The organism is Stenotrophomonas sp. SMYL11, assembly GCF_036320005.1.
GTDB classification, from domain to species: Bacteria; Pseudomonadota; Gammaproteobacteria; order Xanthomonadales; family Xanthomonadaceae; genus Stenotrophomonas; species Stenotrophomonas maltophilia_A.
Genome location: NZ_JAWIRS010000001.1, coordinates 141,951 through 166,487, shown reverse-complemented (window position 1 = coordinate 166,487; position 24,537 = coordinate 141,951). Strand labels below are relative to the sequence as shown.

The following is a 24,537-nucleotide window of genomic DNA, read 5'->3' as shown; positions in this document are numbered from 1 at the left end:
CCCCGGGCCCCGTGCAGGTTCAGTACCGGTACTGCCACCCCAGCGTCAGCACCCGGTCGCGGCCCGAGAAATAGCTCGGGTTCGACGGCGTGGTCTGCGAGTAGTAGCTGATGTACTGCTTGTTCGCCAGGTTCTGCACGCCCAGCGTGAAGGCGTGCTTGTCCAGCGTGTAGCGCGCGACCAGGTCCACCGTGGTGTAACCCTTGAATTCCGCCACCCGCGCGCCACGCAGGTCGAAATCGCGGTCGAAGGCGTGGCTGGCCTGCAGGCGGGTGCTCAGCTGTGGTGTCCAGCTCTGCTCCCAGAACGCGGTCAGCCGGTTCGGCGCGATGTTCACGCCCGCCAGGTCGCTGTCGAGGCGGCCGTCGACGTCGGCATCGTAGCGGCCGTTGGCGCGCGCATAGCCCAGGCCCAGCCGGCTGTCACCCAGGCGCAGGCGCAGGTTGCTTTCGAAGCCCTCCACGCGGGTGGCCTGGCGCTGCACCGCATAGGCGTCGATGCCCGGATCGTAGATCAGCACCGAGCCCAGCTTGGATTCGGAGGTGTAGTAGGCGATGTCACCGCTGAAACGACCATCGTCGTACTCCAGGCCGATCTCGCGGTTGTCCGACACCACCGGTGACAGATCAATCAGATTGTCCACGCGCTGGCCGTCGCGATTGATTGCACGCAGCACACGGCCGACGTCGGCCACGGTGTAGCCTTCCGAATACGAGGCGTAGGCGTTGAGGCGATCGTTGATGTACCAGACCGCGCCGAAATTGGGCAGGGTCTCGCTCATGGTCGGCTTGCCGCCGGCCACCTTGCGTGCGCCGTAGCGGGGCAGGGTGGTGTAGTCGCCTACTTCCAGCTCGCCCTTTTCGTAGCGCAGGCCGCCGGACAGCATGAGGTGGTCGGTTGGCCACCAGTGCAGCTGCAGCAGCGGCGACAGGCTTTGATAGGTGGTCTGCGGTACCCAGTTCATGCCGCTGGCCAGCAGTACCTGGTGGGTGCGGTCGCGCAGGCCATCCAGGCCCAGGGTCACGTCCAGCGTGGTGTCGGCGATGCGGGCCCAGCTCTGGGTCAGCTTGAAGCCGCGCTTGTCCGATTCGTTCTGGGTCTGGTCCCAGGCGGCGTTGGCGCCGGTGTTGCCCCACGGGTCCCACTGGCTGGCGCCGTAGCGGCCTTCGAAATCCACCGCGAACGCCTGGGCCAGGAACTGGCCGCCGAGCAGGTCGGCATGGCTGTAGTCCAGGGTCAGCGAGCGCGAGCGGTTCATCGGTGGATCCAGCGGTGTATCGCCGGGCACCGAAATGGTCGGGCGACCGGTTCGGTAGTCACCATTGACGGCCAGGTAGTTGTCCAGCCCGCGCAGCTCGTAGCGGTTGGCCATCAGCTGCAGGCGGTGGCCCTCGGCAATGTTCCAGCCCAGCTTGGCGAACACGTTCGACGAGGTCGAATCCATCAGTTCGCCCTGCGCGTTGGTACCGATCGAACGGCCCTCGCCGTCGTGGTACAGGCCTTGCTTCTCATAGGCCAGGCCGGCGACCAGATCGAACTGCTCGCCGCGCACGCCGACCAGTGCCGAGCCGCGCTGGCCATTGTCATCGCGGCGGCTGGGCAGGGCCGAGCTGTAGCTGACGTTGGTGTCGAGCAGGAAGGCGCCGGGCTCGCTGGGCGCGCTGCGGGTGATGATGTTGACGATGCCACCGGTACCGCCGATGCCCTGCAGTGCGTTGGCGCCGTGGATGACCTCGATGCGTTCGATCATCGCCGGATCGATGGTGTGCGAATCACGTGAGCCATCGCGCAGTGGCGTCGACTGCGGCACGCCGTCGACCATGTACAGGATGCCGCGGCCGCGCATGGTTTCGCCGTAGTTGGACATCTTCTCGCGCGCCGGGGCAAACGCCGGGATCTGCGCCGACAGCACGCGCGAGACATCCGAGCCCAGCGCCAGCTGCTGCGCGATGTCCTCGCGGGTCAGCACGGTGATGGTGTTGGGCATCGCGGTCTCGCCCTGCGGCATGCGCGCGGTCGAGGCCGATACCGTGACGCGGGCCAGCGAAGTGGTCGTGGCCGGGGACGCTGCCGATGACGCGGCCCGGGCCGGAGCGCGGGGCTTGGGGGATGCCGGCGCGGCACTCACCACGAACACCCCCGGCGAGCGCTCCTGCATCGCCAGGCCTTGCCCGGCCAGCAGGCGCTGCAGGGCGTCGTGCGGGGTGTAGCGGCCGTCGAGGGCGGGCGCGTTGCGGCCGCTCACGCTGTCGGCGGCGAACAGCAGCTGGATGCCACTCTGGCGCGCCAGCGAGTTGAGCGAAGCCTGCAGCGGGCCGGCCGGCAGGTGCAGTTCGACGGGTGCGGACGCAGCGGTCTGCGCGGTGGCGGGCAGCGCCGCACACAGGCAGGCGGCGAGCAGGGTGGGGGCCAGCCGGCGCAGCGCGGCGGGCGGAACAGGGCGGGTCATGCGGGGGTCCTTCGGAAGGGTTCAAGCACTTGCCGGATGGGACGGCGCGCGACCCACCCTCGGCGTGGCAATCAATCGCGGGCGCGCAGATGCAGGCTGCCGTCGGCGGCGGTATGCACCTGGACCGGCAGGATCTCCGGCAACAAGGCGACCGCCGTCTCGGCACGGTCGGCATCGAACACGCCCGACACCTGCAGCGGACCCAGTGCAGGGTCGTCCAGCACGATCGGACGGTCGTGATAGCGCTGCAGGATGCGCAGCACCTCGCTCAGTGGCATGCGGTCGAACTGCAGCCGGCCGGTGGTCCAGTCGGCCCGGTCCGGATCCACAGCTTCCGGCGGAGACAGCGACCCCGGCTGGGCCAGCAGGCGCTGCCCCGGCTTCAGCCGCTGCTCGGTGCCGCCGCCATCCACGCTGACACCGACCTCGCCGCGCCACAGCGTGACTTCGCTGAGATCGCCCTGGCGGTCAACATCGAACACCGTGCCGTAGTTGCGTACCTGTACCGGCCCGGCATCGACCTGGAAGCGGCGCCACGCCGAATGCTGCACCTCGAAGCGCGCATGGCCCTGCGCCAGCAGCACCCGCCGCGAACGCAGGTGGCGACGGACCTGCAGGTGGGTTCCCGCGTCGAGCAGCACGTGGCTGCCGTCCGGCAGCTCGATGTCGCGGCGCTCGCCGACGGCGGTCTGGTAGTCACGCACCTGCCAGGCCGGGTCGGCCAGCAGCAGCGCGGCAGCCGCCAGCAACAGCACCGGCAGTACCCGTTTCGCGCCAGATCCACTGCGGCGGCGCTGCAGCTGCTCCGGGCTTGGCAACGGGAAGCGCTTCTTCAGTGCCTCCCGGTGCTGGTCGAGCGTGTCCTCGGCGGACGGTTCGGCGGGCGCCGACGGCGGTGCCGGATCGGGTGATGCAGGACTCACCGCAGCGCACCGTGCAGCCGGCAGTCGGCCATGGCCAGGCGCAGATGACGTTCCACCGCCTTCAGGCCGATGCCCATCCGCTGCGCCACCTCGGCCTGGGGCAGCTCGTGGATCTTGTGCAGGATGAACACCTGCTGCCGCCGGCAGGGCATGCGCTCGATGCTGGTGGTCAGGCGCTGCAGCGCCTGCTGGCCCTGCGCCTGGCGCTCGGGTCCGGGGCGCTCGCAGGCGCCTTCGGGAAGCTCGGCGCGGGGCTCCACCCAGTGCCGGCGCAGATCCTCGGCGCGACAGCGGTCCACCGCCGCATCGTGGGCGATGCGCCGCAGCAGCGCGATCGGTTGGCGGGCGTCATGCACGGCCGGACGTTCCAGCAGGCGTACACAGACATCGTGCACCACTTCGCGGGCCAGCCCGGGCGAGCGGAACCGGCGATGCAGGTAGTCCACCAGTTCCTCGTAGTGGCGCACCAGCGAGGTCACCAGCGGCAGCGCAGGTGGGCGGGGAAGTGTCGGCTGGGACATCCGTACGGGCAGCAAGGGTGAAAGGCGGGTGCCGGGAGGTCATCCCTGCATAATGACGCAATACTAATGGGAACTGTTCTCGTCTGCCATGCCGCGATCGTCAGGGCGATTGTTCGCCGCATCTGGAAAGTGAATCCACGATCATCGGCTGGAGCGCAGAATCGCCCACGGCTAGCCTGCCTGCAGGCTCAAGGAGGTGGACCATGCACGTGCTTCTGGTGATGGTGGGCGGTGTCGTGCTGCTTGGGGTGTTCCTGCTGTTCGGGCGGCTGTGGAGCGTGGGCACCTCACAGCTGCCCACGGCCCTGATCGCCTTCATCGCCACCTGGCTGCTGGTGACGGTGGCCAACCTGTGGGTGGGCGTCAGCAAGGCCGGCTACGGGATGCGCGAAGAACTGCCGATCCTGCTGCTGGTGTTCGCGGTGCCGGCCCTGCTGGCCGGTCTGCTCTACTGGCGCCTGGCGCGCTGAAGGACAGCCATGCGTACACGACTGCGATTGCCGGCCCTGCGCCAGCGCGATGGCCACCACGCGCGCGTGACCTACGAAGAGCTGTTCTTCGACCTGGTCTACGTGTTCGCGGTCACCCAGCTCAGCCACCACCTGCTGCATCACCTGGATCTGGCCGGGGTGCTGCAGACCTTGGTGCTGTGGTTCGCGGTCTGGCTGGGCTGGCAGTACGCCTGCTGGGTCAGCAACTGGTTCAATCCGGAGGCGCCGCGCATCCGTGGCCTGCTGTTCGCCACCATGCTGCTGGCCTTGTTGATGTCCTCGTCCATTCCCGAGGCCTTCGCCGACCGTGCCTGGGTGTTCGCCGGCGCCTACGCCACGATGCAGGTCGGGCGTACCGCCTTCGTGCTGTTCGAGGTTGGCCGCACGCACCCGCTGGCGCCGAACTTCCGTCGCATGCTGGCCTGGGTGAGCGTGTCGGCCTGCTTCTGGCTGGCAGGTGCGGCAGCCGAGGGCAATACGCGGTTGGCGCTGTGGGCGGTGGCGGTGGCGTGCGAATACGTCTCACCGATGTTCGGCTTCGCATTCCCGGGGCTGGGCCGTTCGCACACCCGCGAGTGGACCATCGAAGGTGGGCACCTGGCCGAGCGCTGCCAGCTGTTCGTCATCGTCGCACTGGGCGAGACGTTGCTGGCCACCGGTGGCGTGCTCAGCGAGGTCGAACAGTGGAGTGGGGCGGTGGTGTCCGCAGTGCTCGCCACCTTCGCCGGCACGATCGCCATGTGGTGGCTGTACTTCGGCATCTCCAGTCGCGACGCCACCGAGGCCATCAGCCATGCCGAAGACCCGGGCCGGATGGGGGCCAACTTCCACTATGTGCACGCGTTGCTGATCGCCGGGATCATCGCTACGGCGGTGGGCAATGACCTGGTCATGGGCCACCCGCATGCCGCGGTGACGCCGGTGTATGCGGCCGTGCTGGTGGCCGGCCCGTTGATCTACCTGCTGGGCAGCGCGCTGTACAAGCGCGTGGTGTACGGGCGCGCACCGTACTCACATCTGATCGGTGCGGTGGCGCTGGGGGTGTTCGGTGTCGTACTGCCGCAGACCCATCTGCTGGCCGCTGGCTGGCTGACCAGTGCGGTGCTGCTGGCGGTGGGGTTGATGGATACGCGATTGAAGCGTCGCCTGCAACGGGCGTGATCAGCCCTCTGCCGGGTAGAGCCGAATGTTGGTCGACTGCTCTTCCACAAGGTTGTGGCAAATCCCGCGCTGCGCGCGATGTAGAGTCGACTGTTAGTCGACTGCTCTTCCACAAGGTTGTGGAAAATCCCGCGCTGCGCGCGACAGTCGACTCTACCGCCGCCCTCTACCGTCTGCGGTGACCTGGCCGAGTGCGGCGGCCATTGCCGCAAGCTTGCCGACCGTGTTGAGGTTGCGGGCGGTGCCCTGCTGGGCATAGGGAATCCGCAGGCGCGAGTCGGCCATGCCGTCGCCATAGTGGACGAAGATCTCGCGGGTACCCAGCGCCAGCTGCTCATCGCGCAGGCCGGTCACCCCGGTCAGGGGATCAGTGGGCAGTGCCTCATCCACGAACAGCGCGACCACGCGATTGCCGGCGGCATGCGGAAACGGATTGCGGGCGGCAACCGCTGCGATCTCGGCTGCGGAGCGCACCAACACACCCACCGGTTTTCCGGCATAGGCCTGCAGCCGTTGGCCGAGGGCTTTCCGCACGCCGGCTTCGCCAAGTCCGCTGCGGAACACCACGTTGCCGCTGGCGATATAGGTGCGGACGTCGGTGAAGCCGGCGTCTTCGCACATCGCCACCAGTTCAACCATCGGCAGATTGCCGGTGCCGCCGACATTGACCGCTCGCAGCAGCGCGACATGCACGCTCATGGGGAACCTGCCTGCAAGCGGTCGTACATTCGCACCAGGTCGACCAGCGTACGCGCCCCCATCTTGCGCATCACCTGTGCGCGGCGCACTTTCACCGTGATCTCGCTGACGCCGAGATCGCCGGCGATCTGCTTGTTGAGGCGGCCGCGCACCACCCCGTCAACTACCTCGCGCTCGCCGGCATTGAGGGTGTCCCAGCGCAGCTGCAGCGCGCCGAGTGCCTCGCCGTCCCGGCGCCGCTGGCGGTCGATCTCGATGCCCTTGTGAATGGCATCCAGCAGCTCCTGGTCACGGAACGGCTTGGTCAGGAACTCGATGGCACCGTCCTTGATCGCGTTGACGCCCATTGCAATGTCGCCGTGGCCGGTGATGAACACCACCGGCAGCTGCAGGCCGTGATTGCCCATCGTGCGATGGAACTCCAGCCCGCTCTGGCCGGGCATGCGCACGTCCAGCACCAGGCAGGCCGGGGCGTCTTCCAGTTCGTGCTCGAGAAAGGCCTGGGTGGAGGCGAAGGCCCGTACCTGCAGGCCCATCGAGGCCAGCAGGTCTTCCAGCGCGGCGCGCACCGACGGATCGTCGTCGATCACGTAGACGATGGGTGCCGGGTCGGTGATGGGTGCAGCGGGCTTACGCATGGGAGACTTCCGTGGCGATGGGCAGGTCAAACACAAAGCAGGCGCCGCCACCTGCCGGCCGCTCAGCGCGGATCTGGCCGTCGTTGGCCTCGATCATCGAACGGCTCAGGCTCAGACCGAGGCCCAGTCCGTGCGACTTGGTGGTCCAGAACGCATCGAACACACGCTCGGGATGATCGGCGGGCAGGCCGACGCCACGGTCGCGCACGCTGAGGCTGACCCGCTGGCCGTCACGCTGGGTCAGCAGCGACAGGCGACGATCAGCGGCGGGCACGGCCTCCATCGCGTCCACAGCATTGAGGATCAGGTTGCCGATCACCTGCTGCACCTGTACGCGGTCGGCCTGCACCAGTGGCAGGTCGGCATCGAGCAGCAAGGCGACGGCCACGCCATGCTGGTCCAGTTCACTGCGCGACAGCGCCAGCATTTCCTCCACCGCCTGGTTCAGGTCGAAGGCGCGTCGTTCCGGTGCCGCGCCCTGGGTCAGGCCGCGGATGCGGGCGATAACGTCACCGGCGCGATGCGCGTCGGCCAGGATGCGGGCTACGGTCTGCCGGGCCTTGTCCACGTTCGGTGGGTCCTGTGCCAGCCAGCGCTGGCAGGCTTCGGCGCTGCTGGCGATCGCCGCCAGCGGCTGGTTCACTTCATGGGCGATGGAGGTGGTCAGCTCGCCCACGGTCGATGCGCGCGCCACCCGCAGCAACCGGCCCTGTGCCTCCTGCACCGCGGCCTTGGCCGCTTCCATCTTCAACGCAAGGTAGGTGGTGATGCCGATCACCAGCATGCCGATCACCGAATTGACCAGGCCGATGCGGTAGGTGCCGAAGCGAGTGAGGAAGAAGCTCAGGGCGGTGAGTGCGATGCAGGCAATGGCCAGGCTGATCAGCCCGCGCGCGGCCAGTACGCGCGATGCGGCGAGGATGACCGCTGCGTAGAAGCAGGCCGCCGCCACGGCGTAGTCGGTGACGGTATCGACCAGGAAGATCGCCGCCATCACGACGATCAGGACCAGCAGCACCAGCGGGCGGCGGGGCGACAGCGATGGCATCGGGACGTCTCCCTGGCGTGGGATGGAAGAATAGCAAAGGTGACCCTGGGTTCCGGTAGCGCCGGGCCACGCCTGGCGGAATGCGTCCGGCTCCGCGCTGCGCGCTCGCGGGGCATGGCCCCGCGCTACCTATTCTTCCAGGCTGGCGTTCCAGAACCCCTGCAGCACGCCGGGGGTGGTCGCCAGCGTGGCCAGTACCGCATCCAGTTCACCGGCATCCACCGTGGTGGCATACAGCACCGCCTCGATCTCCACGTCGCGTTCGCCGAACGGGCGCTGGTCCACCGCGCGTACCGGGTAGTGCGCCTGCTCAAGCAGCAGCAACAGCTGGTCCAGCACCTCGGCCTGCTGCTCACGCTGGCAGACCACGTTGATTGCATAGGTCGCCTCGCTGAACGCCTCCGGCAACGGCTGCCGCTGGATGCGGTTCACCACCGGCCGCAGCAGGGTGTTGGCGGCCAGCACGAACACGGCCGCCAGTACCGCCTCCGGCAGCAGCTTGATACCCGCGCAGGCACCCACTGCCGCCGAGCCCCACAGGGTGGCGGCGGTATTGAGGCCAGACACCTGCGCGCCGTCCTTCATGATCGCGCCGGCGCCGAGGAAGCCGACACCGGAGATCACATAGGCCACCACGTGCAGTGGCGATGGCGGGCCGCCGTACAGGTCGTGGAAGCGCACGGCCAGGTCCACGAAGACGGCAGCACCCACCGCCACCAGTGTATTGGTGCGCAGACCGGCGGTGCGTTGGCGCAGCTGTCGCTCCAGGCCGATGACGGTGCCAAGCACGAAGGCCACCGACAGGCTGATCAACGAGCTCAGGGTCGCGCCGGCGTTGAACGCCGGCAGGTTCGGATTGATGTCCATTGTGCTTCTCCTTGGACCGGGCGGCGGGCGCTTACTGCCAGCCGTAGCGACGGATATAGATTTTCTTCAGCACGGTGGTCAGCACCGCGTAGCCGAACAGGATCGCCACCAGGAACGGCCAGTAGCCGGTAGGCAGGGCCTGCAGCTTGAAGTAACCCGCCAGCGGGCTCATCGGCAGGGCCACGCCGATGGCCATGATCAGGCCGGTCATCGCCAGCAGCGGCGGCGCAGCGATGCTCTGCAGGAACGGCACCTTCGGCGTACGGATCATGTGCACGATGAGCGTCTGGGTCAGCAGGCCCACCACGAACCAGCCGGACTGGAACAGACCCTGGTCGGCCGGTGTGCGCGCATCGAACACGTACCACATCAGCGCGAAGCAGCTCAGGTCGAAGATCGAACTGATCGGCCCGAAGAACACCATGAAGCGGCCAATGTCTGCCGGGTTCCACTTCAGCGGCTTGCGCACCAGTTCCTCGTCCACGTTGTCGAACGGAATGGCGATCTGCGAGATGTCGTACAGCAGGTTCTGTACCAACAGCTGCAGTGGCAGCATCGGCAGGAACGGCAGGAAGGCCGAGGCCACCAGCACCGAGAACACGTTGCCGAAGTTGGAGCTGGCGGTCATGCGGATGTACTTCAGCATGTTGTTGAACGTACGCCGGCCCTGGATGACACCTTCCTCCAGCACCATCAGGTTCTTTTCCAGCAGGATGATGTCGGCCGCCTCCTTGGCGATGTCCACCGCACTGTCCACGCTGATGCCGATGTCGGCCGCGCGCAGCGCCGGCGCATCGTTGATGCCGTCGCCGAGGAAACCGACCACTTTGCCCTGCGCACGCAGCTCGCGCACCAGGCGCTCCTTGTGCAGCGGGGTCAGGCGAGCAAACACGCGGTGGTGGTGCAACGCCCGCGAGAGCGCGCCGTCATCCATGCGCTCGATCTGAGGTCCGGTCAGGATGGTGTCTGCCTCCAGCCCGACCTGCGCGCAGACGCGGGCGGTCACCAGTTCGTTGTCACCGGTGAATACCTTCACCTCCACGCCATGCGCGGCCAGCGCCTGCAGCGCCTGCGCAGCCGATTCCTTGGGCGGGTCCAGGAAGGCGACGTAGCCGACCAGGGTCAGGCCACATTCGTCGGCCTGCGAATAGGTGGTCTGGCTTGCAGCGGTCTCCTTCATCGCCACTGCCACCACACGCAGGCCCTGTTCGTTCAGTTCCTCGGTGGTCTGCCGCACGCGCGCCAGCCGTTGCTCATCCAACGGCTTGTCCTCGCCGTTCTCGCGCACCGTGCTGCATACCGCCAGCATTTCCTCCACCGCGCCCTTGCAGATCAGCTCATGGTGGTCCTCGCGTTCGGACACCACCACCGACATGCGGCGGCGCTCGAAGTCGAACGGAATCTCATCCACCTTGTGGTAGTCCTGCGACAGCCGCAGCGAGCTCTGCAGCTCCACGTGCTCCAGCACCGCACGGTCGAGCAGGTTGATCAGCCCGGTCTGGAAATGGCTGTTGAGGTAGGCGAACTTCAGCACATCCTCCGAATCGTGACCGAACACGTCGGTGTGCCGTTCCAGCGCGATCTTGTCCTGGGTGAGGGTGCCGGTCTTGTCGGTGCACAGCACTTCCATCGCGCCGAAGTTCTGGATTGCATCCAGGCGCTTGACGATCACCTTGCGCCGCGACAGCAGCACCGCGCCCTTGGCCAGGGTGGAGGTGACGATCATCGGCAGCATTTCCGGCGTCAGTCCTACCGCCACCGACAGTGCGAACAGAAACGCCTCGGTCCAGTCGCCCTTGGTCCAGCCGTTGATCAGCAGCACGAACGGCACCATCACCAGCGCGAAGCGGATCAGCAGCCAGCTGACGCTGTTGACGCCGGCCTGGAACGCAGTGGGCGCACGGTCGGTGGCAGTGCTGCGCTGGGCCAGCGTGCCGAAGTAGGTGCGGTTGCCGGTGGCCAGCACCACGGCGGTTGCGGTGCCGGACACCACATTGGTGCCCATGAACAGCAGGTTGTGCTGCTCCAGCAGGCCAGCCAGGCCATCGCCCGGGTGCGCGAACTTCTCCACCGGCAGCGACTCGCCGGTCATCGCTGCCTGCGCCACGAACAGGTCCTTGGCGGTCAGCACGCGGCAATCGGCCGGAATCATGTCGCCGGCCGACAGCACGATGTGGTCACCGGGCACCAGCTCGCGGATCGGAAGATCCAGCAGCCGCGCCGGGCGACGGCTGTTCAGGTGCGCACCGAAGTACTGGTCGGCCACATCGGCCGCCTCGGTACCCGGATTGCGACGCAGCACGCGTGCGGTGTTGCCGACCAGCGCCTTCAACCGCTCGGCGGCACGGTTGGAGCGGCCTTCCTGCACGAAGCGGATCAGCGTGGACAGCAGCACCATCGCACCAATCACCACAGTGGCCTTGATGTCCTCGGTCAGCCAGGACACCGCCGCCAGCACGGTCAGCAGCAGGTTGAACGGGTTGCGGTAGCACTGCCACAGATGGCGCCACCACGGCAGTGGCTTTTCGTGATCCACCTCATTGGGGCCGAGCGTGGCCAGCCGCTCCTCGGCCTCATGCGGGCTGAGGCCATCGACATGCGATTCCAGCGTGGCCAGAAGCTCGGCTTCCTCCTGCTGGGCGAGGGTGACCAGGCCGGTGGTGAGCGCGAACGGCGCCGCCTCGGCGCTGCCCGGGCCAAACCCGACTTCGGGCATCGCACGGCGGCGGAACAGGTTGCCTGCGCGACGGCTGCGCAGGAAGGCATTGAACCAGGCGTTGAGCAGGCTCATGGGACTCTCCTCGAATGTCAGAGCCGGCCGCGGCCGGAACACGAACGGAACGGATGAAACAGATCAGGCGTGGCGCATCGCCAGCACCGCCGGCGACCACGGCTGCATGTGCAGGCGCTGGCTGCCGCCGATGCACAGCGGCTTCATCGCATCACGCAGGGGATAGGGCAGATGGCGCAGCACATTGATGCGCTCGCTGATGGGCAGCAGTGACAGCGCGTCGGCGACGACGCGCGGCGAACCGAGCGACAGCGAACGGGCAAACATGACCGGGCCGTGCTGCAGCAGCTGGCTGCGCAGGGCGGCGACATCGCGCTCGCCGATCAGGCGGCGCAGGGTGATGTAGAGGATCTTGTAGGACATGGGGGTGATCTCCAAGCAGGCGGCGCCTGGCGATCCCCCGTCACTCAGGCAGGCAGGGACCGGCGGGCAGGCGCCAGGAACAGGCAACAGGCGGTCATCCGGGGCGCGTCGCGCCCGGCAGGATCGGGGTCCATCTGTGTCTCCATGAGGGGAGGGTGCCAGCCAGGGTTGCCCTGGCCAGTGGCGCTATTGTCCGCCCCTGAATGGGGTAGTCCTAGAGGCTCGTGGGTTAGCCCGGCTATACCTTGGTATAGCCGGTCACGCATCGCGCCAATTGATGGCGCATCAAGGAATCAATGCGAGGTGCTGGTCTGCTTGCACACGTCGTACTCGCCGCGGCTCAACGTCTTGTTGCGATCGGTATCGCAGGCGTGCAGTCGTTCAGCCCAGTCCGGCGCAACCGCATCGACTTCGGCGAGGGTGACGATGCCGTCTTTGTCCTTGTCCAGCGATTCATAGGCAGGAATGAGCTTCACTTCGGTTACGTCCTCGGCCGCGGTGGCCTTGCTGGCTTCCTGGGTCTTGGAACACGCACCGAGAAGCAGGCCAGCGCAAAGGGCGAGAGCGAGGGCGAGAAAGCGAACACCGGTCATGGCAGGCTCCAGAAGTAGGGAGGTAGGCCAGGGTTGTCCGTGGCCACGGCCGGATCATCGGCGCCCGCCTGTAAGCGAGCTGCGAAGACTCCACCTGCCTGGCAGGTTGCGGTGGGCCGACATTCACCGGGCTGCCGCGATCGACGGCGCAGAGGCGGTTGCGCGAAGACGGCTGGGTAGAGTCGACTGTTAGTCGACTGCACTTGGCAGGAAACCGAAATCCCGCGCTGCGGGCGAGAGTCGACTGACAGTCGACTCTACCGGGTAGGCATCAGTACTTGTCGGCAAACGCATCCGTCGCGCGCACCAGTGCATCCACCGTTGCCGGCTCGTTCGCGCTGTGGCCCGACGTCACCATCTCCAGCTTTGCCTCCGGCCAGGCCTTGGCCAGGTCCCAGGCGCTGCGCGGCGGGCAGATGATGTCGTAGCGGCCCTGCACGATCACGCCGGGCAGATGGCGGATGCGATCTATATCGCGCAACAGTTGGTTCGGTTCCAGGAAGATGCTGTTCCGGAAGTAGTGCGCTTCGATGCGGGCCTTGGCCAGCGTGTCCAGCGGGTCGTCCGTGGAAACAGCATCCACGTCGTGCAGCAGGGTGGCGGCGTTGTCTTCCCAGCCCAGCCACGCCTGCGCGGCTGCGATGCGGGTGGCCTGGTCCGGGCTGTCCAGGCGCGTCCAGTAGGCCGCAATCATGTCGCTGCGCTCCTCCTCCGGGATGTAAGCCTCATAGCGGTCCCAGCGCTCCGGGAAGATCCAGCGCGCGCCACCGCTGGTTTCCGCGAACCAGCGGTTCTCCATCTCGCGGCCGAGGAACACGCCGCGCACGATCAGGCCGGTGGCGCGTTCGGGATGGGCTTGCGCGTAGGCCAGCGACAGGGTCGAACCCCAGGAGCCGCCATAGACCAGCCAACGCTCGATGCCGAGGTGCTCGCGCACCTTCTCGATGTCGGCCACCAGGTCCTGCGTGGTGTTGTCGCGCAGCTCGCCGAACGGCGTCGAGCGTCCGCTGCCGCGCTGGTCGATCAAGACGATGCGGTAGCGCGCCGGATCGAAGAAGCGCCGATGGGTGGGCGAGATGCCGGCGCCGGGGCCGCCATGCAGGTACACCACCGGGATGCCCTCTGGCGTGCCGCACTCTTCGATATGCAGGGTGTGCAGATCGCTCACCGACAGGGTGAACTCGCGGTAAGGTTCGATGGCGGGGTAGAGGGTACGCATGGTGGTGCTCACAAGCAGGGGCGGCCAGCATAGCGCCGCAGCCCGGTGCCTGCAGTCGCACACGCCTTCCCAGCGCTGGAAATGGGCTGGCCGATGCGCATAAGCTTCCGCGATGCAAGCGACCACTACAGGGATGCCCACGCCCGATCCCAGCCTCAGCAGCGGCGGCCGCGAGCTGCTGAAGTGGATCGCGCTGCTGACCATGACCGGCGACCACGTGGCAAAAGTGGTCTATGGAGGCTACGTGCCGGTCGTAAGCGAACTGGGGCGCATCGCATTCCCGCTGTTCGGGCTTGTCATGGCCTGCAATCTCGCCCAGCCGGGTGCGGACCTGCGCAAGTCGATCCGTCGCCTGTCCGTATGGGGCGTCATCGCACAGCCGCTGCACGCATGGGCCTTCGGCGACTGGCTGCCACTCAACATTCTGCTCACCTTTGCTTTTGCGGCAGTGGCCGTGCATGCGCTGGCGAACAATCGGCCGGTGCAGCTGTTGCTGGCCGCCGGCGTGCTGCCGATGTTCGTGGATTACCAGTGGGCCGGGGTTGGCAGCGTGTTGCTGGCCTGGATCGCGTTCCGGCATCGCGCGTGGTGGCTGTTGCTGGTTGGGCTTGCAGCGGTGTGCTGGGCCAACCACAACGGCTGGGCATTGCTGGCCGTTCCGGTGGTGCTGTTGGCGGCGCGGGTGCCGTGGCAACTGCCGCGCTGGCGGTGGGCGTTCTACGGGTACTACGTGGGCCATCTGGCGGTGCTGGCGTTGATTGCCCATCTGCTTGCGTAATGTCGGAACTGGCATGTGGCATGTCCTGAATGCCGGATGCGGTCAAGGAATGCGCGGTGCCGATGCGGGTGAAGCATGCCGCCACCGGCATGGTGCAAGTTATTGAATTTTCGGCGCGATTGTCGATATGCGACAATGCTGCCACTGCGTGAACGTTGCTGTCTTTGCACTTGGGTTGTTGGCGCCTGCCACCCCGCTGTGCACATGATGGATTGCCGCCGAAAAAGGGTGGCCGGGTGTGGAAACCCGTTTAGCTATGCGTTGTTTACGCTTGCCAGACGGCGTCGCCTTGCGCGGCGCCGGCTGGCATTCCGTTCGCGTTCCATGGCGGGCGGTACGTGGGGTGCGCGCAAGCGGACCCACCGGGTAATGACGCTTGGCTACCGGTTTCCACACACGTACCGTCCGCCGCCTTTGTTAAGGGCGGTGGTCCCGCATGCCTTGCACGGAGACCTGCCATGAACGCATCGGAGTTCCCCCATCAGCGCGCCCCGGCCAATGCCGATGAAGGGCACGACATCCCGCCCGATCCCAACAACCTGACGGCCCTGCTGCATCGCATCGGGCTGGGCGCGGCTTCTGACGGCCAGCCCTGGCCCGAGCGCCATCAACTGCCGGGCCGATGCATGGCATTGGCCGATGCCGATGGTGCGCTGGCCGGGCTGCGCATCGTGCAGGAAATCCTGCTGGCGGCCGAACGCGCCCGCCAGAATGGCGGCCCGGAACACTACGTCGGCGACCGCGTGATGGAAGGGTTGAAGCTGGCCGCGCTGGCATTGACCAGTCATGCCATCTATCGCCTGCATCCGGAATGAAAGGGTAGGCCGAGGTTCAGTAGATCCACGCCATGCGTGGATGCTTTTGGCGGATCAACATGGCGGCAGCCACGCATGGCCGGGCTCTACTGATGAAGCGAGTCGAGCATGGCTCGACTCTACAGGTGATGCATGTCTGGCGCGGAGGCCGCCCGGTTCAGAAATCCATCGTGGCCGACAACAACACCGTCCTCGGTGCGCCCAGCGCCAGGCTGGAAAGCAACGGCATGCCCCAGTACGCCTTGTTGGTCACGTTGTTCACGCTGGCGCGCAAGGAAAGTGGTCGTCCGGCCATCGTGGTGTTGTAACGCGCACCCACATCAAACAACGTGCGCCCCGGCACAGACAGGCTGTTGTCGGCACTGATGTACTGCTTCGACATCGCCGTGGCATTGCCGGTCAGGGTTAGGCCCTGCAAGGTCGGCACATCCCATTCCACACCCAGCTTGGCCTGCCGTTGCGCTACGGCAGTGGCGATGCGCCCCTCATTCACACCGCCTGCTGTGCGGGTCAGCTTCGGCTCTACATAGGCCACGCCACCGAGGAGGCGCAAGCCATCCAGTGGTGAGCCGAAGAAGCCCCATTCCACGCCACGGTTCCGCTGTTCGCCACCGAACGAGAAGATATTCGTGACCGGGTCGGTGTAGCTGCTCGGGCGCTTGATCTCGTACACGCTGAAGGTGTGCGCGAAGCTGCCCAGGTCCAGCTTCAGGCCCAGCTCCTTCTGCTTGGTGCGGAATGGTGCGAACACATCGCCGGCATTGGCGGCGGTCATCGGCGCGGTGGCGCCCTGGCTGAGGCCTTCGATGTAGTTGGTGTAGATCGAAAGCTTATCGGTGGCTTTCACCAGCAACGCGGCGGCAGGGGTGGTGGCGCTTTCGTCATAGCGCGAGGTGCGCGCACCGCTGGCCACGTTGAAGGTCTCGCTGACCACCTGCTGGCGACGCACGCCCAGCGTCAGTTGCACGCGGTCATCGGCGAAGGACAAGGTGTCGACGAAGCCGATGCTGTCCAGCTTCAGCTCGGTATGCGAAATGTGCGGTGCCACGAACGGTGCCGCAGGGCCCCACACCGGGTTGTACAGGTTCGTGGTCCAGTCCCAGCCCGGCACGCTGCGGCGCCCGTAGTCGTTCTGGGTGTGCTGGTAATGGGTCACGTTGGCAGCCCACTGGTGGCCGACGCTGCCGGTACGGAAGCTGCCGCGCAGGCCAGCGTCACCGGACTGCTTCTTGATGTCGAACGCCAGCTGGCCGATCACGGTAGTGAAGTCACCGGCGGGGTTGAGGATCTGCGCACTGATCGAACCGTTGTAGCGGTAGTCGGTCTTGCTGGTGCCGTAGGCCAGGTAGGCCATCAGGTGTTCGTTGATGTCCAGCTCGCCGCGCAGCATCGCGCCCTTGTCCTGGCTGTCCACGTAGGCCCAGTCCGGGTTGATCAGGGTGTCGCCACGCGGCGGTCGCGGAATCGCCACGCCCGGTGCCAGACCGACGCCACGCGCCGGGCCGTCCACGCGGTCGTCGGCGCTGTAAAGATCGGCCGACAGCCGCGCACGTTCGCCGCGCCAGTCCAATGCCAGCGAACCGACCTGTACCTTCTTGCTCTGCTTGCCTACGGCGCCATCACCATCACGGTACGCGCCGTTGAAGCGGATGCCGAACTGCTTGTCTGTGCCCAGGCGACGGCCCATATCCACATGGGTGCCGAACTGCGCATCGGAGGCAAAGTTGGCACTGACGCGCAGCAGCGGTTGATCGCCGGCACGCTTGGGGACCAGGTTGACGCTGCCGCCGACCGAGCCGCCCGGTGGCATGCCGTTGAGCAGCGCGGACGGACCCTTCAAGACCTCGATGCGCTCGAACATCTCCGGCGAGGTGCGATAGTACGGCGCCATGCCGCTGAGGCCGTTGAAGGTGGTGTCGCTGGTGTTGGAGGCAAAGCCACGGATCGCGTAGTTTTCGCTCCACGAACCGGTAACGCCGTTGCTGAACACCGTGGGGTCGGTGGCGGCAATGACGTCGGTGAGGTCCTTGGCCTGGCGGTCGCGGATGAAGGACTCGGTATAGCTGACCGTACTGAACGGCGTGTCCATGAAGTCCTTGTCGCCAAGCAGGCCGACCCGGCTGCCGGCGGCCACTTGGCCGCCCGCATAGTCTGCAGTGACCCGGCGCTGTTCCTGCACCTGCACCGAGGGCAGGGTGGATGGTGCGGAGTCGGCCAGCGCGGCAGACGATGCCAGCAGCCCCAGAGCGAGGGCCGACACCCGGTAGCCCCGGGCCATCGGCGGATGCGGATGCACGCGGGTCGCGGCGGCCGCTGCACGCTGCAGCGGGGAGGAAAGGTTGTACACGGTCATGCCAGGTTCCTGTGAATCGCAGGTGCGAGCGCGCTTGGCGCGCTGCCGACGGCAAGCACGGGGGAGGGCGCGGCGCAGGGTTGTCGGCTGGGTGGGGACCTGGCGGGAAGTGAGCCATGGGCTCGATTGCGGACGGCGGCGGGGTTGCGAACCACACGCATTCCGAATTAGTTGAGTAAATTAAACTAAACCATATGAAGCGGACAAGAGGGTCCCTTTGCTGGCACCCTCACTACGGTATGAACATGCACCCTGAAACCCCGGCGTCGGCCCGTGGCCGTCCGCCCACCATCACCCCCGATCGCTTGGCCGACATCGGCATCACGTTGGGCCTGCCGAACCTGACCATGGCCAACGTGGCCGCCGAACTGGCGGTGACCCAGGCCGCGCTCTACAAGCGTGTGGCCAACCTGGAGGCCTTGAAGCGGCTGGTGGCCGATACGGTGTTCCAGCGCTGGCAGATTCCGCGCGCGTCGGCCGATGCACCGGGCGGGCTGCAGGCTTACCTGCTGGGGTTCGTGGAATCGCTGTGCGAGGTGGTGAAAGCGCACCCCGGACTACCGCCGTACCTGTTGCGCCGTTCGGTGGCGACCACGCCGATGCTGGAGAAGATCGCCTCGCACCAGGCCCATGTGGCCGAGGTGTTCGGCCTGCCGCTGGACAAGGCGCGCTGGCTGCTGGCCACGATTGCTTTCTACTGCATTGCCGGTGCGGACACGGTCTACGGGATTGCCGACGACGAAGAGGGCCAGGTGATCACCGAGTTCAAGCAGGGCATGCGTGCGCTGGTGATCGGTTCGCTGGAGGTGTTGGAACTTCGGTAGATCCACGCCATGCGTGGATGCGGTTGCACGGTTCGCCACGGCCCCCTCCATGCATGGCGTGGATCTACAATGCGGCCATGCCTGCCACGCCCACCCTCGATGATCTGCGTCGCCATGCGGTGGCGCGCACGCTGTTCAAACCCACCACGCTGCTGACCGCGATCCGTCGCCTGGGCTTCGTGCAGGCTGACCCGATCCGGGCGCCGGCACGCGCACAGGACCTGACCCTGCGCCATCGGGTGAAGGACTACCGCGCCGGTGATCTGGAGCGGCGCTATACGCGCCTGCCGGTGGAGGAAGATTGCCTGGTGAACTACGGCTTCCTGCCACGCGAACATCTGGCGTTGATGCATCCGCGTGTGTCCAAGCGCGTATGGGACGCCGAGACCCAGCGTCGCGCGGCGGATGTACTGGCCTTCGTGCGCGAGCGCGGCAGCGTGCATCCGCGCGAGGTGGACCAGGCGTTCGCGCATGGGCGGGTGACCAACTACTGGGGCGGCACCAGCAATGCCAGCACGCACCTGCTGGATGGCATGCACTACCGTGGCCTGCTGCGCGTGCAGCGGCGCGACAGTGGCACCCGCATCTATGCCGTGGCCGAGCACGCGGAATCCGATGCCAGCGCGCAGGCGCAGATCGAACGCGCCGCCGCCCTGATCGATCTGGTGGTGCGCAAGTACGCGCCGCTGCCGTCGGCCAGCCTGACCTATCTGGTGCGCCTGCTGGGTTATGGCGCACCACATCTGGCCGAGCAGACCCGACAGGCGTTGGCGTTAGCCAAGCAACAACTGGCCAGCTGCACGCTGGAGGGCACCACCTGGTACTGGCCGGCAGACGAGAATCCGCGCTCGCGCCGCCATGCGCCGGACGAACAGGTGCGCCTGCTGGCCCCGTTCGACCCGGTGGTGTGGGACCGCCGCCGCTTCGAGCTGCTGTGGGGCTGGGTCTACAAGTTCGAGGCCTACACGCCTGCGCCGAAACGCCAGTACGGCTACTACGCACTACCGGTGCTGTGGCACGACCAGGTGGTGGGCTGGGCCAATCTCAGCGTGCGCGACGGTGAATTGGTGTCGAACGTGGGTTATGCCGGCAAGTCGCTGGCCCGCGACAAGGTATTTCGTGGCGCGCTGGACGACGAGCTGCAGCGCATGGCGGAGTTCCTGTAGCGCCAAGCGGCGCATGGGTGCCTGCAGGTCCAGGTAGTCGACAACCTTGGTTGGCGCCGTGATGCACCGGTGCCCACCAAGGTGGGCAGCTACCAAAGCAACGCCGCTCAGGCCCGGTAGTCGACAACCTTGGTTGGCGTCGCGATGCATCGGTGCCCACAGAGGTGGGCAGCTACCAAAGCAACGCCGCTCAGGCCCGGTAGTCGCCAACCTTGGTTGGCGCTGGCTTCCACCGGTGCCCACCGAGGTGGGCATCTACCGATTCCATCGCCCATGCGCCACCATCGCCAGCACGACCACGCCAGCGGCAACACTGGTGTGACCGGACAATGCGGCCAGACCGAAACCCACCCCCAGCCCACGCATCGCGAACACGGCACTGAATACCAGCAGCGCCCAGCCTATGGCCCGCAGCTGCTGGGTTGCCTGCGCGCTCAACACACGACGCAATACGTCTCGCTGATGGCGCTCCATCGCCAGTGCCAGGCAGGCGAACGCGGCCAGAGACAACACGAACAGAATGACGTGCATCATGCGCTGGCCTCCGGTGCCGCAGTGCGTGACGCGGCAGACGGCCGCGCGCGTTTCACCTTCGGCGCATGCCGCCAGGTGCGCCAGGCCAGCAGCGTGTGCAGGGCGGCCAATGCCAGCAGGGTAAGGTCGGTGCCGGCAAACGCCCAATCGCCCGCGGCCAGCGTGCGCCACAGCGGATGCAGCGTGGTCACCGCGGTCAGCACCGGCAGCAGCGCCAGCAGCAATGCCGCCAGCAGGAACTGTTCGATCCATGCACGCTTCGGTGTGCGCAGCGTGGCGTGCACGAACATGGCCGCCCAGACCAGGAAGAACACATGCACCTCCCACGCCGCGCGCCCGTCCATGGCAGTCGGTAGCAGGCGGTTCGCCCATAGGTAGGCGGTCATCGCCACCGACAGGCCGGCGACAGTGGCGATGTTGAGCCGCTCGACCAGACGGAAGCCGAAGTAGGGTTGCTGCGGATCGGGCAGCTGCGCACGGCGCTTCACCGTCCACAGCACCAGCCCAGTGCCGACCATGGCAGTGCCGGCCAGGCTGACGATGAAGTACAGCCAGCGCAGGGCGGCATCGGCGAAGCGGCCCAGGTGCAGGCCATACAGCACGCCCTGGGTATCGGCGGCAACGCCCGAGTGTTCCTTGATCTGCAGCAACTGCCCACCGCTGCCGTCGAACAGCAGATAGTTCGGGGTGGTCGAAACACGGCTGGATTGCGCACGCACCACGGCCACGCGTGCGTTCTCGTCGCCGGGATTCTGCACCTGCACGCTGCCTACAGCGCCGGCTCCCCAGCGCTGCTCGGCCTGCTGCACCAGTGCACCGACGTTGGTGAGCGGAGCAGGGTGGCCGGCGGCTTTCTGCGGGGGCAGGAACAGGCGCATCTCGCTGACCACCTCGGCCTGCTGGCGCTTGTCCGGCAGTTTGGCCAGGCCCCACGGCATGTACAGCACCGCCAGCATCACCAGCCCGCTCCAGGTGATCATGAAATGGAAAGGCAGCCCGAGCACCGACAGCGCCGCGTGCCCATCCAGCCATGAGCGCTGGCCCTTGCCCCAGCGGAAGGTGAAGAAGTCGGCGAAGATCTTCTTGTGGGTGATCACGCCGCTGACGATGGCCACCAGCATGAACATCGCACACAGGCCGACGATCCAGCGGCCCCACATGGCCGGCATGTAGTGCAGGTTGAAGTGGAAGGCGTAGAAGAAGTCGCCGCCGCCGGTGTCGCGTGCCTGCAGCGGCGCGCCGGTGCTGGCGTCGAACAGGCCCGAGTCGAAACCATGTCGGCCTCTTCCACCCGGGCTGGCCCACATCGCCGACACCCACGGCATGCGCGTGCTCGGCAGGCCCAGGTTGATCTGGCTGGCCGCAGGCGTGTCGGCCATGATCGCCGTGACGGTACGCTGCGCGACCGTGGCGGCGTCCGGCAACGTGGACGGTGTGGCGATTTCCGGGCGCGTGTAGCGCGAGAGTTCGTCGCGGAAGTAGCTGGCGGTGCCAGTGAGGAACATCGCGTACAGGATCCAGCCGGCCAGCAGCCCGACCCAGATATGCAGGTCGGACATGGTCTGGCGGATGCCGCGTGGCTTGGGGGTGCGATCGACCTTGCTCATGCAGCGCCTCCGTTGCCGAGCGTCTGTGCGATCAACCACAGCGGAAGCGCGGCGATGATCAGGCCCAGCCATGCGCGCCACGCCGAGCGAACCGCGAACACCCAGACCACGGCACCGGCGTACAGCAGGAAGCTGGCCAGCATGCCGGTGAACACGGCCTGGCGACCATCAATGGGCAGCGCCAGTGCCGCGATGCTGCACAGTGCGGCCAGCACATAGCCGCCGAACAACGCGGCGATGATGCGTGAGACCAGGGGCAGCCAGGCCAGCACGGAAGGGTAACGGGAAACGGTCAAAGCACTTCTCCAGGGCACCACGCGCAATGGCGTGGTGCCCTTGAAACGAGGATCAGAAGTCGACGGTGGCCGACAGCAGGGCGGTGCGCGGCGTGCCCAGGCCGGAGCCGAGGCTGCCCGCCCAGTACGCCTTGTTGGTCAGGTTCTGCACGGTGGCGCGCAGCACCAGCGGATGGCCGGCCGCTTGCGTCGCATAGCGGGCACCCAGATCGAACACGGTGCGGCCCGCCACCCACTGGCTGTTGTCAGCATTGATGTAGCCCTTGGACAGGCTGACCGCGTTGCCGGTGAGGGTGAGGCCGGCAACGGTCGGCACGTCCCATTCGACGCCCAGCTTGCCCTGCCATTGGGGTGTGGCCGTCGCCAGCCGGCCTTCGTTGATGCCGCCCTGGGTGCGGGTCAGCTTCGGCTGCAGCCAGCCGATGCCGCCGAGCACGCGCAGGTGCTCGGTGGCCTGGCCGAACACGGTCCATTCCACGCCACGGTTGCGCTGCTGGCCGCCGAACGAGAACACATTGGTGGCCGGGTCGGTATAGGAACTGGGCTTTTCGATCTCGTACACGCTCAATGCGCTGGCCAGGCGACCGAAGTCGAACTTGGCACCGACCTCACGCTGGCGGGTCTTGAACGGCGGGAACACGTCGCCAGCGTTGGCGGCGGTTGCCGGGGCGGTACTGCCCTGGCTGAGGCCTTCAATGTAGTTGGCATACAGCGACAGTCGATCGCTGGCCTTGAACAGCAGTGCACCGGCCGGGGTATTGGCGCTGGCGTCGTAGCGTGCGGTGCGCTTGCCGGTGCTGCCGTCGAAGGTGTCGCTGAGCACGGTCTGGTGACGGATGCCCAGGGTCAGCTGCACGCGATCATCGACGAAGGACAACGTGTCGGCGATGCCGAAGCTGGTGGTACGCACTTCTGCGGTCTTCGGCAGCGACGCATCACTGAAGCTGCGATCGATGGCCGGCCCCCACTGTGGGTCGTACAGGTTGGTCACCCAGTCGCGGGCAAGCAGATTGCGCTTGAAGCCGAACTTCTGGTCGTGCTGGTACCAGGCCGCACTGATCGCCAACGCGTGATCGACCGTGCCGGTGCGGAAGCGTGCCGAGAGGCCCGCTTCGGCGGTGTCCTTGCTGTAGATGAAACGCTGGTGGGCGAAGTTGTTGCGGAAATCGCCGGCCGTATTGGTGATCAGCGTGGTGGCACTGGCGATGGAATCGAAATCAGTATGGCCGTGGCCGTAGCTGGCATGCGCCTGCAGGTGGTCATTGATGTCGAACGACCAGCGCAGTGCGGCGGCCTGGTCCTTGACGGTGCTGAAGGTCCAGTCCGGTGCAAACAGGGTGCTGGCTTTCGGCGGGCGGGGCACGGCCAGGCCGGGCGCCAGCGAGACGCCACGGTTGAGGCCATCCACATGGTCGCGGCTGCTGAACAGGTCCAGCGACACCTGCGAGCGCTCACCACGCCAGTCCAGGCCGAGCGAAGCCAGCTGCGCCTTGTGCTGCTGGTGGTCGGTGGCGGTGTCGCCGTCGCGGTGCACGGCATTGAGGCGTACGCCGAACTGCTTGTCCGCGCCGAAGCGGCGGCCGACATCCAGATGACCGCCCCATCGCGCATCGCTGCCGTAGCTGGCGGTGAAGCGGGTCAGCGGCGTGTCGCCGGCACGCTTCGGCACGAGGTTCACCGCACCGCCCACCGAGCCACCGGGTGGCATGCCGTTGAGCAGCGCAGACGGGCCCTTGAGCACTTCGATGCTCTCAGCCAGTTCGGGGGTGACGCGGTAATAGGGGATCAGACCGTACAGCCCGCCAAAGCCGATGTCCGAGGAGGCGACACCGAAGCCACGAATGTTGAAGTAGTCGGTGATGCCACCGCTGGAGCCGCTGTTGTAGACGCTGGGATCGGTCAGCGCGATGACCCGCACCAGGTCCGGCGCCTGGATGTTGTCGATGAAGTCGGCGGTGTAGCGGGTGGTATTGAACGGCGTGTCCATGAAGTCGAGCTCGCCGAGCAGGCCGACGCGGCTTCCGCGGGCCACCTGGCCACCGGCGTAGGCATCGGCAGGCGTGGTCTTGTCGGCGCGCACGTTCACCGTTGGCAATTGGCGGGCGTCATCGGGTGCGTCGCTGGCGTGGGCGGCGGTGGCGATCAGCAGGGTGGGCAGCAGCGCTGCACGGGCGGCCAGGGACAGCGCGGAGCGGCGTGGGAGGGACAGGGCTCGCAGGGGGAGGGACATGGCAGTTCTCGTGTGATGGGTCGTGCGATCGGCCAGCACGGCGCCGTCGGTGACCTGCACGGGCAGGACGACGCGAGCTGTGGAATGGCTGGCAGAGGGCACGGCGCTGCCGCTGTGGCAGTGCTGCACGCGAGGTGCGCGGGCGATCTGTGGCTGGCTGGAACGAAGCGC

Annotated in this window: 22 protein-coding genes; 6 read left to right on the top strand and 16 right to left on the bottom strand. The window is 66.8% G+C overall.

Features of this window, described 5'->3' with window-relative positions; all coding sequences use genetic code 11:
- Positions 1–19: 19 nt before the first annotated feature.
- The 3 genes from V3B46_RS00785 to V3B46_RS00775 form a co-directional block, all read right to left on the bottom strand.
- Positions 20–2,449 carry a TonB-dependent receptor gene (locus V3B46_RS00785; RefSeq protein WP_329890856.1) on the bottom strand — a complete coding sequence of 810 codons (2,430 nt, stop codon included), beginning with the start codon at positions 2,447–2,449 and terminating at the stop codon, positions 20–22.
- Between the two features lie 71 nt (positions 2,450–2,520).
- The gene (locus tag V3B46_RS00780) at positions 2,521–3,372 is read right to left on the bottom strand and encodes a FecR family protein (protein ID WP_329890855.1); all 852 of its coding nucleotides are present in this window, start codon (positions 3,370–3,372) and stop codon (positions 2,521–2,523) included.
- Positions 3,369–3,893: an RNA polymerase sigma factor gene (locus tag V3B46_RS00775; protein WP_065723390.1), complete on the bottom strand. Its 525-nt coding sequence runs from the start codon at positions 3,891–3,893 to the stop codon at positions 3,369–3,371. Before V3B46_RS00775 ends, V3B46_RS00780 begins: the two co-directional genes overlap by 4 nt.
- 203 nt (positions 3,894–4,096) lie before the next feature.
- Between V3B46_RS00775 and V3B46_RS00770 the strand changes: the two genes are divergently transcribed.
- Both V3B46_RS00770 and V3B46_RS00765 read left to right on the top strand, forming a co-directional pair.
- Entirely contained in the window at positions 4,097–4,363 is a 267-nt protein-coding gene (locus V3B46_RS00770) for a hypothetical protein (protein ID WP_032129472.1), read from the top strand.
- Between the two features lie 9 nt (positions 4,364–4,372).
- Positions 4,373–5,545 carry a low temperature requirement protein A gene (locus V3B46_RS00765; protein ID WP_329890854.1) on the top strand — a complete coding sequence of 391 codons (1,173 nt, stop codon included), beginning with the start codon at positions 4,373–4,375 and terminating at the stop codon, positions 5,543–5,545.
- A gap of 153 nt (positions 5,546–5,698) precedes the next feature.
- Here the strand turns inward: V3B46_RS00765 and V3B46_RS00760 are convergent, their stop codons facing one another.
- From V3B46_RS00760 to pip, 8 genes are all read right to left on the bottom strand, one after another.
- Positions 5,699–6,244 (bottom strand): DUF1697 domain-containing protein, encoded by a 546-nt coding sequence (locus tag V3B46_RS00760; RefSeq protein ID WP_329890853.1) that lies wholly within the window; start codon positions 6,242–6,244, stop codon positions 5,699–5,701.
- Positions 6,241–6,882, bottom strand: coding sequence for a response regulator transcription factor (locus V3B46_RS00755; RefSeq protein WP_329890852.1), 642 nt, complete (start codon positions 6,880–6,882; stop codon positions 6,241–6,243). Before V3B46_RS00755 ends, V3B46_RS00760 begins: the two co-directional genes overlap by 4 nt.
- The gene (locus tag V3B46_RS00750; protein ID WP_329890851.1) at positions 6,875–7,930 is read right to left on the bottom strand and encodes a sensor histidine kinase; all 1,056 of its coding nucleotides are present in this window, start codon (positions 7,928–7,930) and stop codon (positions 6,875–6,877) included. Before V3B46_RS00750 ends, V3B46_RS00755 begins: the two co-directional genes overlap by 8 nt.
- Positions 7,931–8,059: 129 nt before the next feature.
- Entirely contained in the window at positions 8,060–8,797 is a 738-nt protein-coding gene (locus tag V3B46_RS00745) for an MgtC/SapB family protein (protein WP_012511185.1), read from the bottom strand.
- A 31-nt stretch (positions 8,798–8,828) separates the two neighbouring features.
- Positions 8,829–11,588 (bottom strand): magnesium-translocating P-type ATPase, encoded by a 2,760-nt coding sequence (mgtA, locus tag V3B46_RS00740; protein ID WP_329890850.1) that lies wholly within the window; start codon positions 11,586–11,588, stop codon positions 8,829–8,831.
- A 63-nt stretch (positions 11,589–11,651) separates the two neighbouring features.
- The gene (locus V3B46_RS00735) at positions 11,652–11,951 is read right to left on the bottom strand and encodes a hypothetical protein (protein WP_006447714.1); all 300 of its coding nucleotides are present in this window, start codon (positions 11,949–11,951) and stop codon (positions 11,652–11,654) included.
- Positions 11,952–12,244: 293 nt separating this feature from the next.
- Complete coding sequence (locus V3B46_RS00730) at positions 12,245–12,544, bottom strand: EF-hand domain-containing protein (RefSeq protein ID WP_329890849.1); 300 nt, start codon at positions 12,542–12,544, stop codon at positions 12,245–12,247.
- 271 nt (positions 12,545–12,815) lie between these two features.
- Positions 12,816–13,763, bottom strand: a complete 948-nt coding sequence (pip, locus tag V3B46_RS00725) for a prolyl aminopeptidase (RefSeq protein WP_329890848.1) — start codon at positions 13,761–13,763, stop codon at positions 12,816–12,818.
- Between the two features lie 112 nt (positions 13,764–13,875).
- Here pip and V3B46_RS00720 point away from each other — a divergent pair, with 112 nt between their 5' ends.
- On the top strand, positions 13,876–14,541 hold the full coding sequence (locus V3B46_RS00720; RefSeq protein ID WP_329890847.1) for a TraX family protein: 666 nt from the start codon (positions 13,876–13,878) through the stop codon (positions 14,539–14,541).
- 458 nt (positions 14,542–14,999) lie between these two features.
- Positions 15,000–15,356, top strand: coding sequence for a hypothetical protein (locus tag V3B46_RS00715; RefSeq protein ID WP_071229603.1), 357 nt, complete (start codon positions 15,000–15,002; stop codon positions 15,354–15,356).
- Between the two features lie 157 nt (positions 15,357–15,513).
- Here the strand turns inward: V3B46_RS00715 and V3B46_RS00710 are convergent, their stop codons facing one another.
- A complete protein-coding gene (locus V3B46_RS00710) occupies positions 15,514–17,709 on the bottom strand; it encodes a TonB-dependent receptor (RefSeq protein ID WP_329890846.1) in 2,196 nt (731 codons plus the stop codon).
- Positions 17,710–17,948: 239 nt separating this feature from the next.
- Here V3B46_RS00710 and V3B46_RS00705 point away from each other — a divergent pair, with 239 nt between their 5' ends.
- Together V3B46_RS00705 and V3B46_RS00700 are read left to right on the top strand one after the other, a co-directional pair.
- On the top strand, positions 17,949–18,533 hold the full coding sequence (locus V3B46_RS00705) for a TetR/AcrR family transcriptional regulator (protein ID WP_106468148.1): 585 nt from the start codon (positions 17,949–17,951) through the stop codon (positions 18,531–18,533).
- A 77-nt stretch (positions 18,534–18,610) separates the two neighbouring features.
- Positions 18,611–19,699: a DNA glycosylase AlkZ-like family protein gene (locus V3B46_RS00700; RefSeq protein WP_329890845.1), complete on the top strand. Its 1,089-nt coding sequence runs from the start codon at positions 18,611–18,613 to the stop codon at positions 19,697–19,699.
- A 255-nt stretch (positions 19,700–19,954) separates the two neighbouring features.
- On the opposite strand, the gene V3B46_RS00695 is transcribed toward V3B46_RS00700, so the two are convergent.
- From V3B46_RS00695 to V3B46_RS00680, 4 genes are read right to left on the bottom strand one after another with little or no spacing between them, the layout of a single operon-like run.
- Positions 19,955–20,233, bottom strand: coding sequence for a DUF3325 domain-containing protein (locus V3B46_RS00695; RefSeq protein ID WP_164088645.1), 279 nt, complete (start codon positions 20,231–20,233; stop codon positions 19,955–19,957).
- Entirely contained in the window at positions 20,230–21,840 is a 1,611-nt protein-coding gene (locus tag V3B46_RS00690) for a PepSY-associated TM helix domain-containing protein (protein WP_329890844.1), read from the bottom strand. The genes V3B46_RS00695 and V3B46_RS00690 overlap by 4 nt, the downstream gene beginning before the upstream one ends.
- Positions 21,837–22,136, bottom strand: coding sequence for a DUF3649 domain-containing protein (locus V3B46_RS00685; RefSeq protein ID WP_329890843.1), 300 nt, complete (start codon positions 22,134–22,136; stop codon positions 21,837–21,839). The genes V3B46_RS00690 and V3B46_RS00685 overlap by 4 nt, the downstream gene beginning before the upstream one ends.
- A gap of 52 nt (positions 22,137–22,188) precedes the next feature.
- Positions 22,189–24,366, bottom strand: coding sequence for a TonB-dependent receptor (locus tag V3B46_RS00680; protein WP_329890842.1), 2,178 nt, complete (start codon positions 24,364–24,366; stop codon positions 22,189–22,191).
- Between the last annotated feature and the right edge of the window lie 171 nt (positions 24,367–24,537).

Coding starts and splice junctions, on each gene's coding strand:
- V3B46_RS00785 (WP_329890856.1), bottom strand. CDS start 2,449: ATGACCCGCCCTGTTCCGCCCGCCGCGCTGCGCCGGCTGGCCCCCACC.
- V3B46_RS00775 (WP_065723390.1), bottom strand. CDS start 3,893: ATGTCCCAGCCGACACTTCCCCGCCCACCTGCGCTGCCGCTGGTGACC.
- V3B46_RS00770 (WP_032129472.1), top strand. CDS start 4,097: ATGCACGTGCTTCTGGTGATGGTGGGCGGTGTCGTGCTGCTTGGGGTG.
- V3B46_RS00765 (WP_329890854.1), top strand. CDS start 4,373: ATGCGTACACGACTGCGATTGCCGGCCCTGCGCCAGCGCGATGGCCAC.
- V3B46_RS00760 (WP_329890853.1), bottom strand. CDS start 6,244: ATGAGCGTGCATGTCGCGCTGCTGCGAGCGGTCAATGTCGGCGGCACC.
- V3B46_RS00755 (WP_329890852.1), bottom strand. CDS start 6,882: ATGCGTAAGCCCGCTGCACCCATCACCGACCCGGCACCCATCGTCTAC.
- V3B46_RS00750 (WP_329890851.1), bottom strand. CDS start 7,930: ATGCCATCGCTGTCGCCCCGCCGCCCGCTGGTGCTGCTGGTCCTGATC.
- V3B46_RS00745 (WP_012511185.1), bottom strand. CDS start 8,797: ATGGACATCAATCCGAACCTGCCGGCGTTCAACGCCGGCGCGACCCTG.
- mgtA (WP_329890850.1), bottom strand. CDS start 11,588: ATGAGCCTGCTCAACGCCTGGTTCAATGCCTTCCTGCGCAGCCGTCGC.
- V3B46_RS00735 (WP_006447714.1), bottom strand. CDS start 11,951: ATGTCCTACAAGATCCTCTACATCACCCTGCGCCGCCTGATCGGCGAG.
- V3B46_RS00730 (WP_329890849.1), bottom strand. CDS start 12,544: ATGACCGGTGTTCGCTTTCTCGCCCTCGCTCTCGCCCTTTGCGCTGGC.
- pip (WP_329890848.1), bottom strand. CDS start 13,763: ATGCGTACCCTCTACCCCGCCATCGAACCTTACCGCGAGTTCACCCTG.
- V3B46_RS00720 (WP_329890847.1), top strand. CDS start 13,876: ATGCAAGCGACCACTACAGGGATGCCCACGCCCGATCCCAGCCTCAGC.
- V3B46_RS00715 (WP_071229603.1), top strand. CDS start 15,000: ATGAACGCATCGGAGTTCCCCCATCAGCGCGCCCCGGCCAATGCCGAT.
- V3B46_RS00710 (WP_329890846.1), bottom strand. CDS start 17,709: ATGACCGTGTACAACCTTTCCTCCCCGCTGCAGCGTGCAGCGGCCGCC.
- V3B46_RS00705 (WP_106468148.1), top strand. CDS start 17,949: ATGAACATGCACCCTGAAACCCCGGCGTCGGCCCGTGGCCGTCCGCCC.
- V3B46_RS00700 (WP_329890845.1), top strand. CDS start 18,611: ATGCCTGCCACGCCCACCCTCGATGATCTGCGTCGCCATGCGGTGGCG.
- V3B46_RS00695 (WP_164088645.1), bottom strand. CDS start 20,233: ATGATGCACGTCATTCTGTTCGTGTTGTCTCTGGCCGCGTTCGCCTGC.
- V3B46_RS00690 (WP_329890844.1), bottom strand. CDS start 21,840: ATGAGCAAGGTCGATCGCACCCCCAAGCCACGCGGCATCCGCCAGACC.
- V3B46_RS00680 (WP_329890842.1), bottom strand. CDS start 24,366: ATGTCCCTCCCCCTGCGAGCCCTGTCCCTCCCACGCCGCTCCGCGCTG.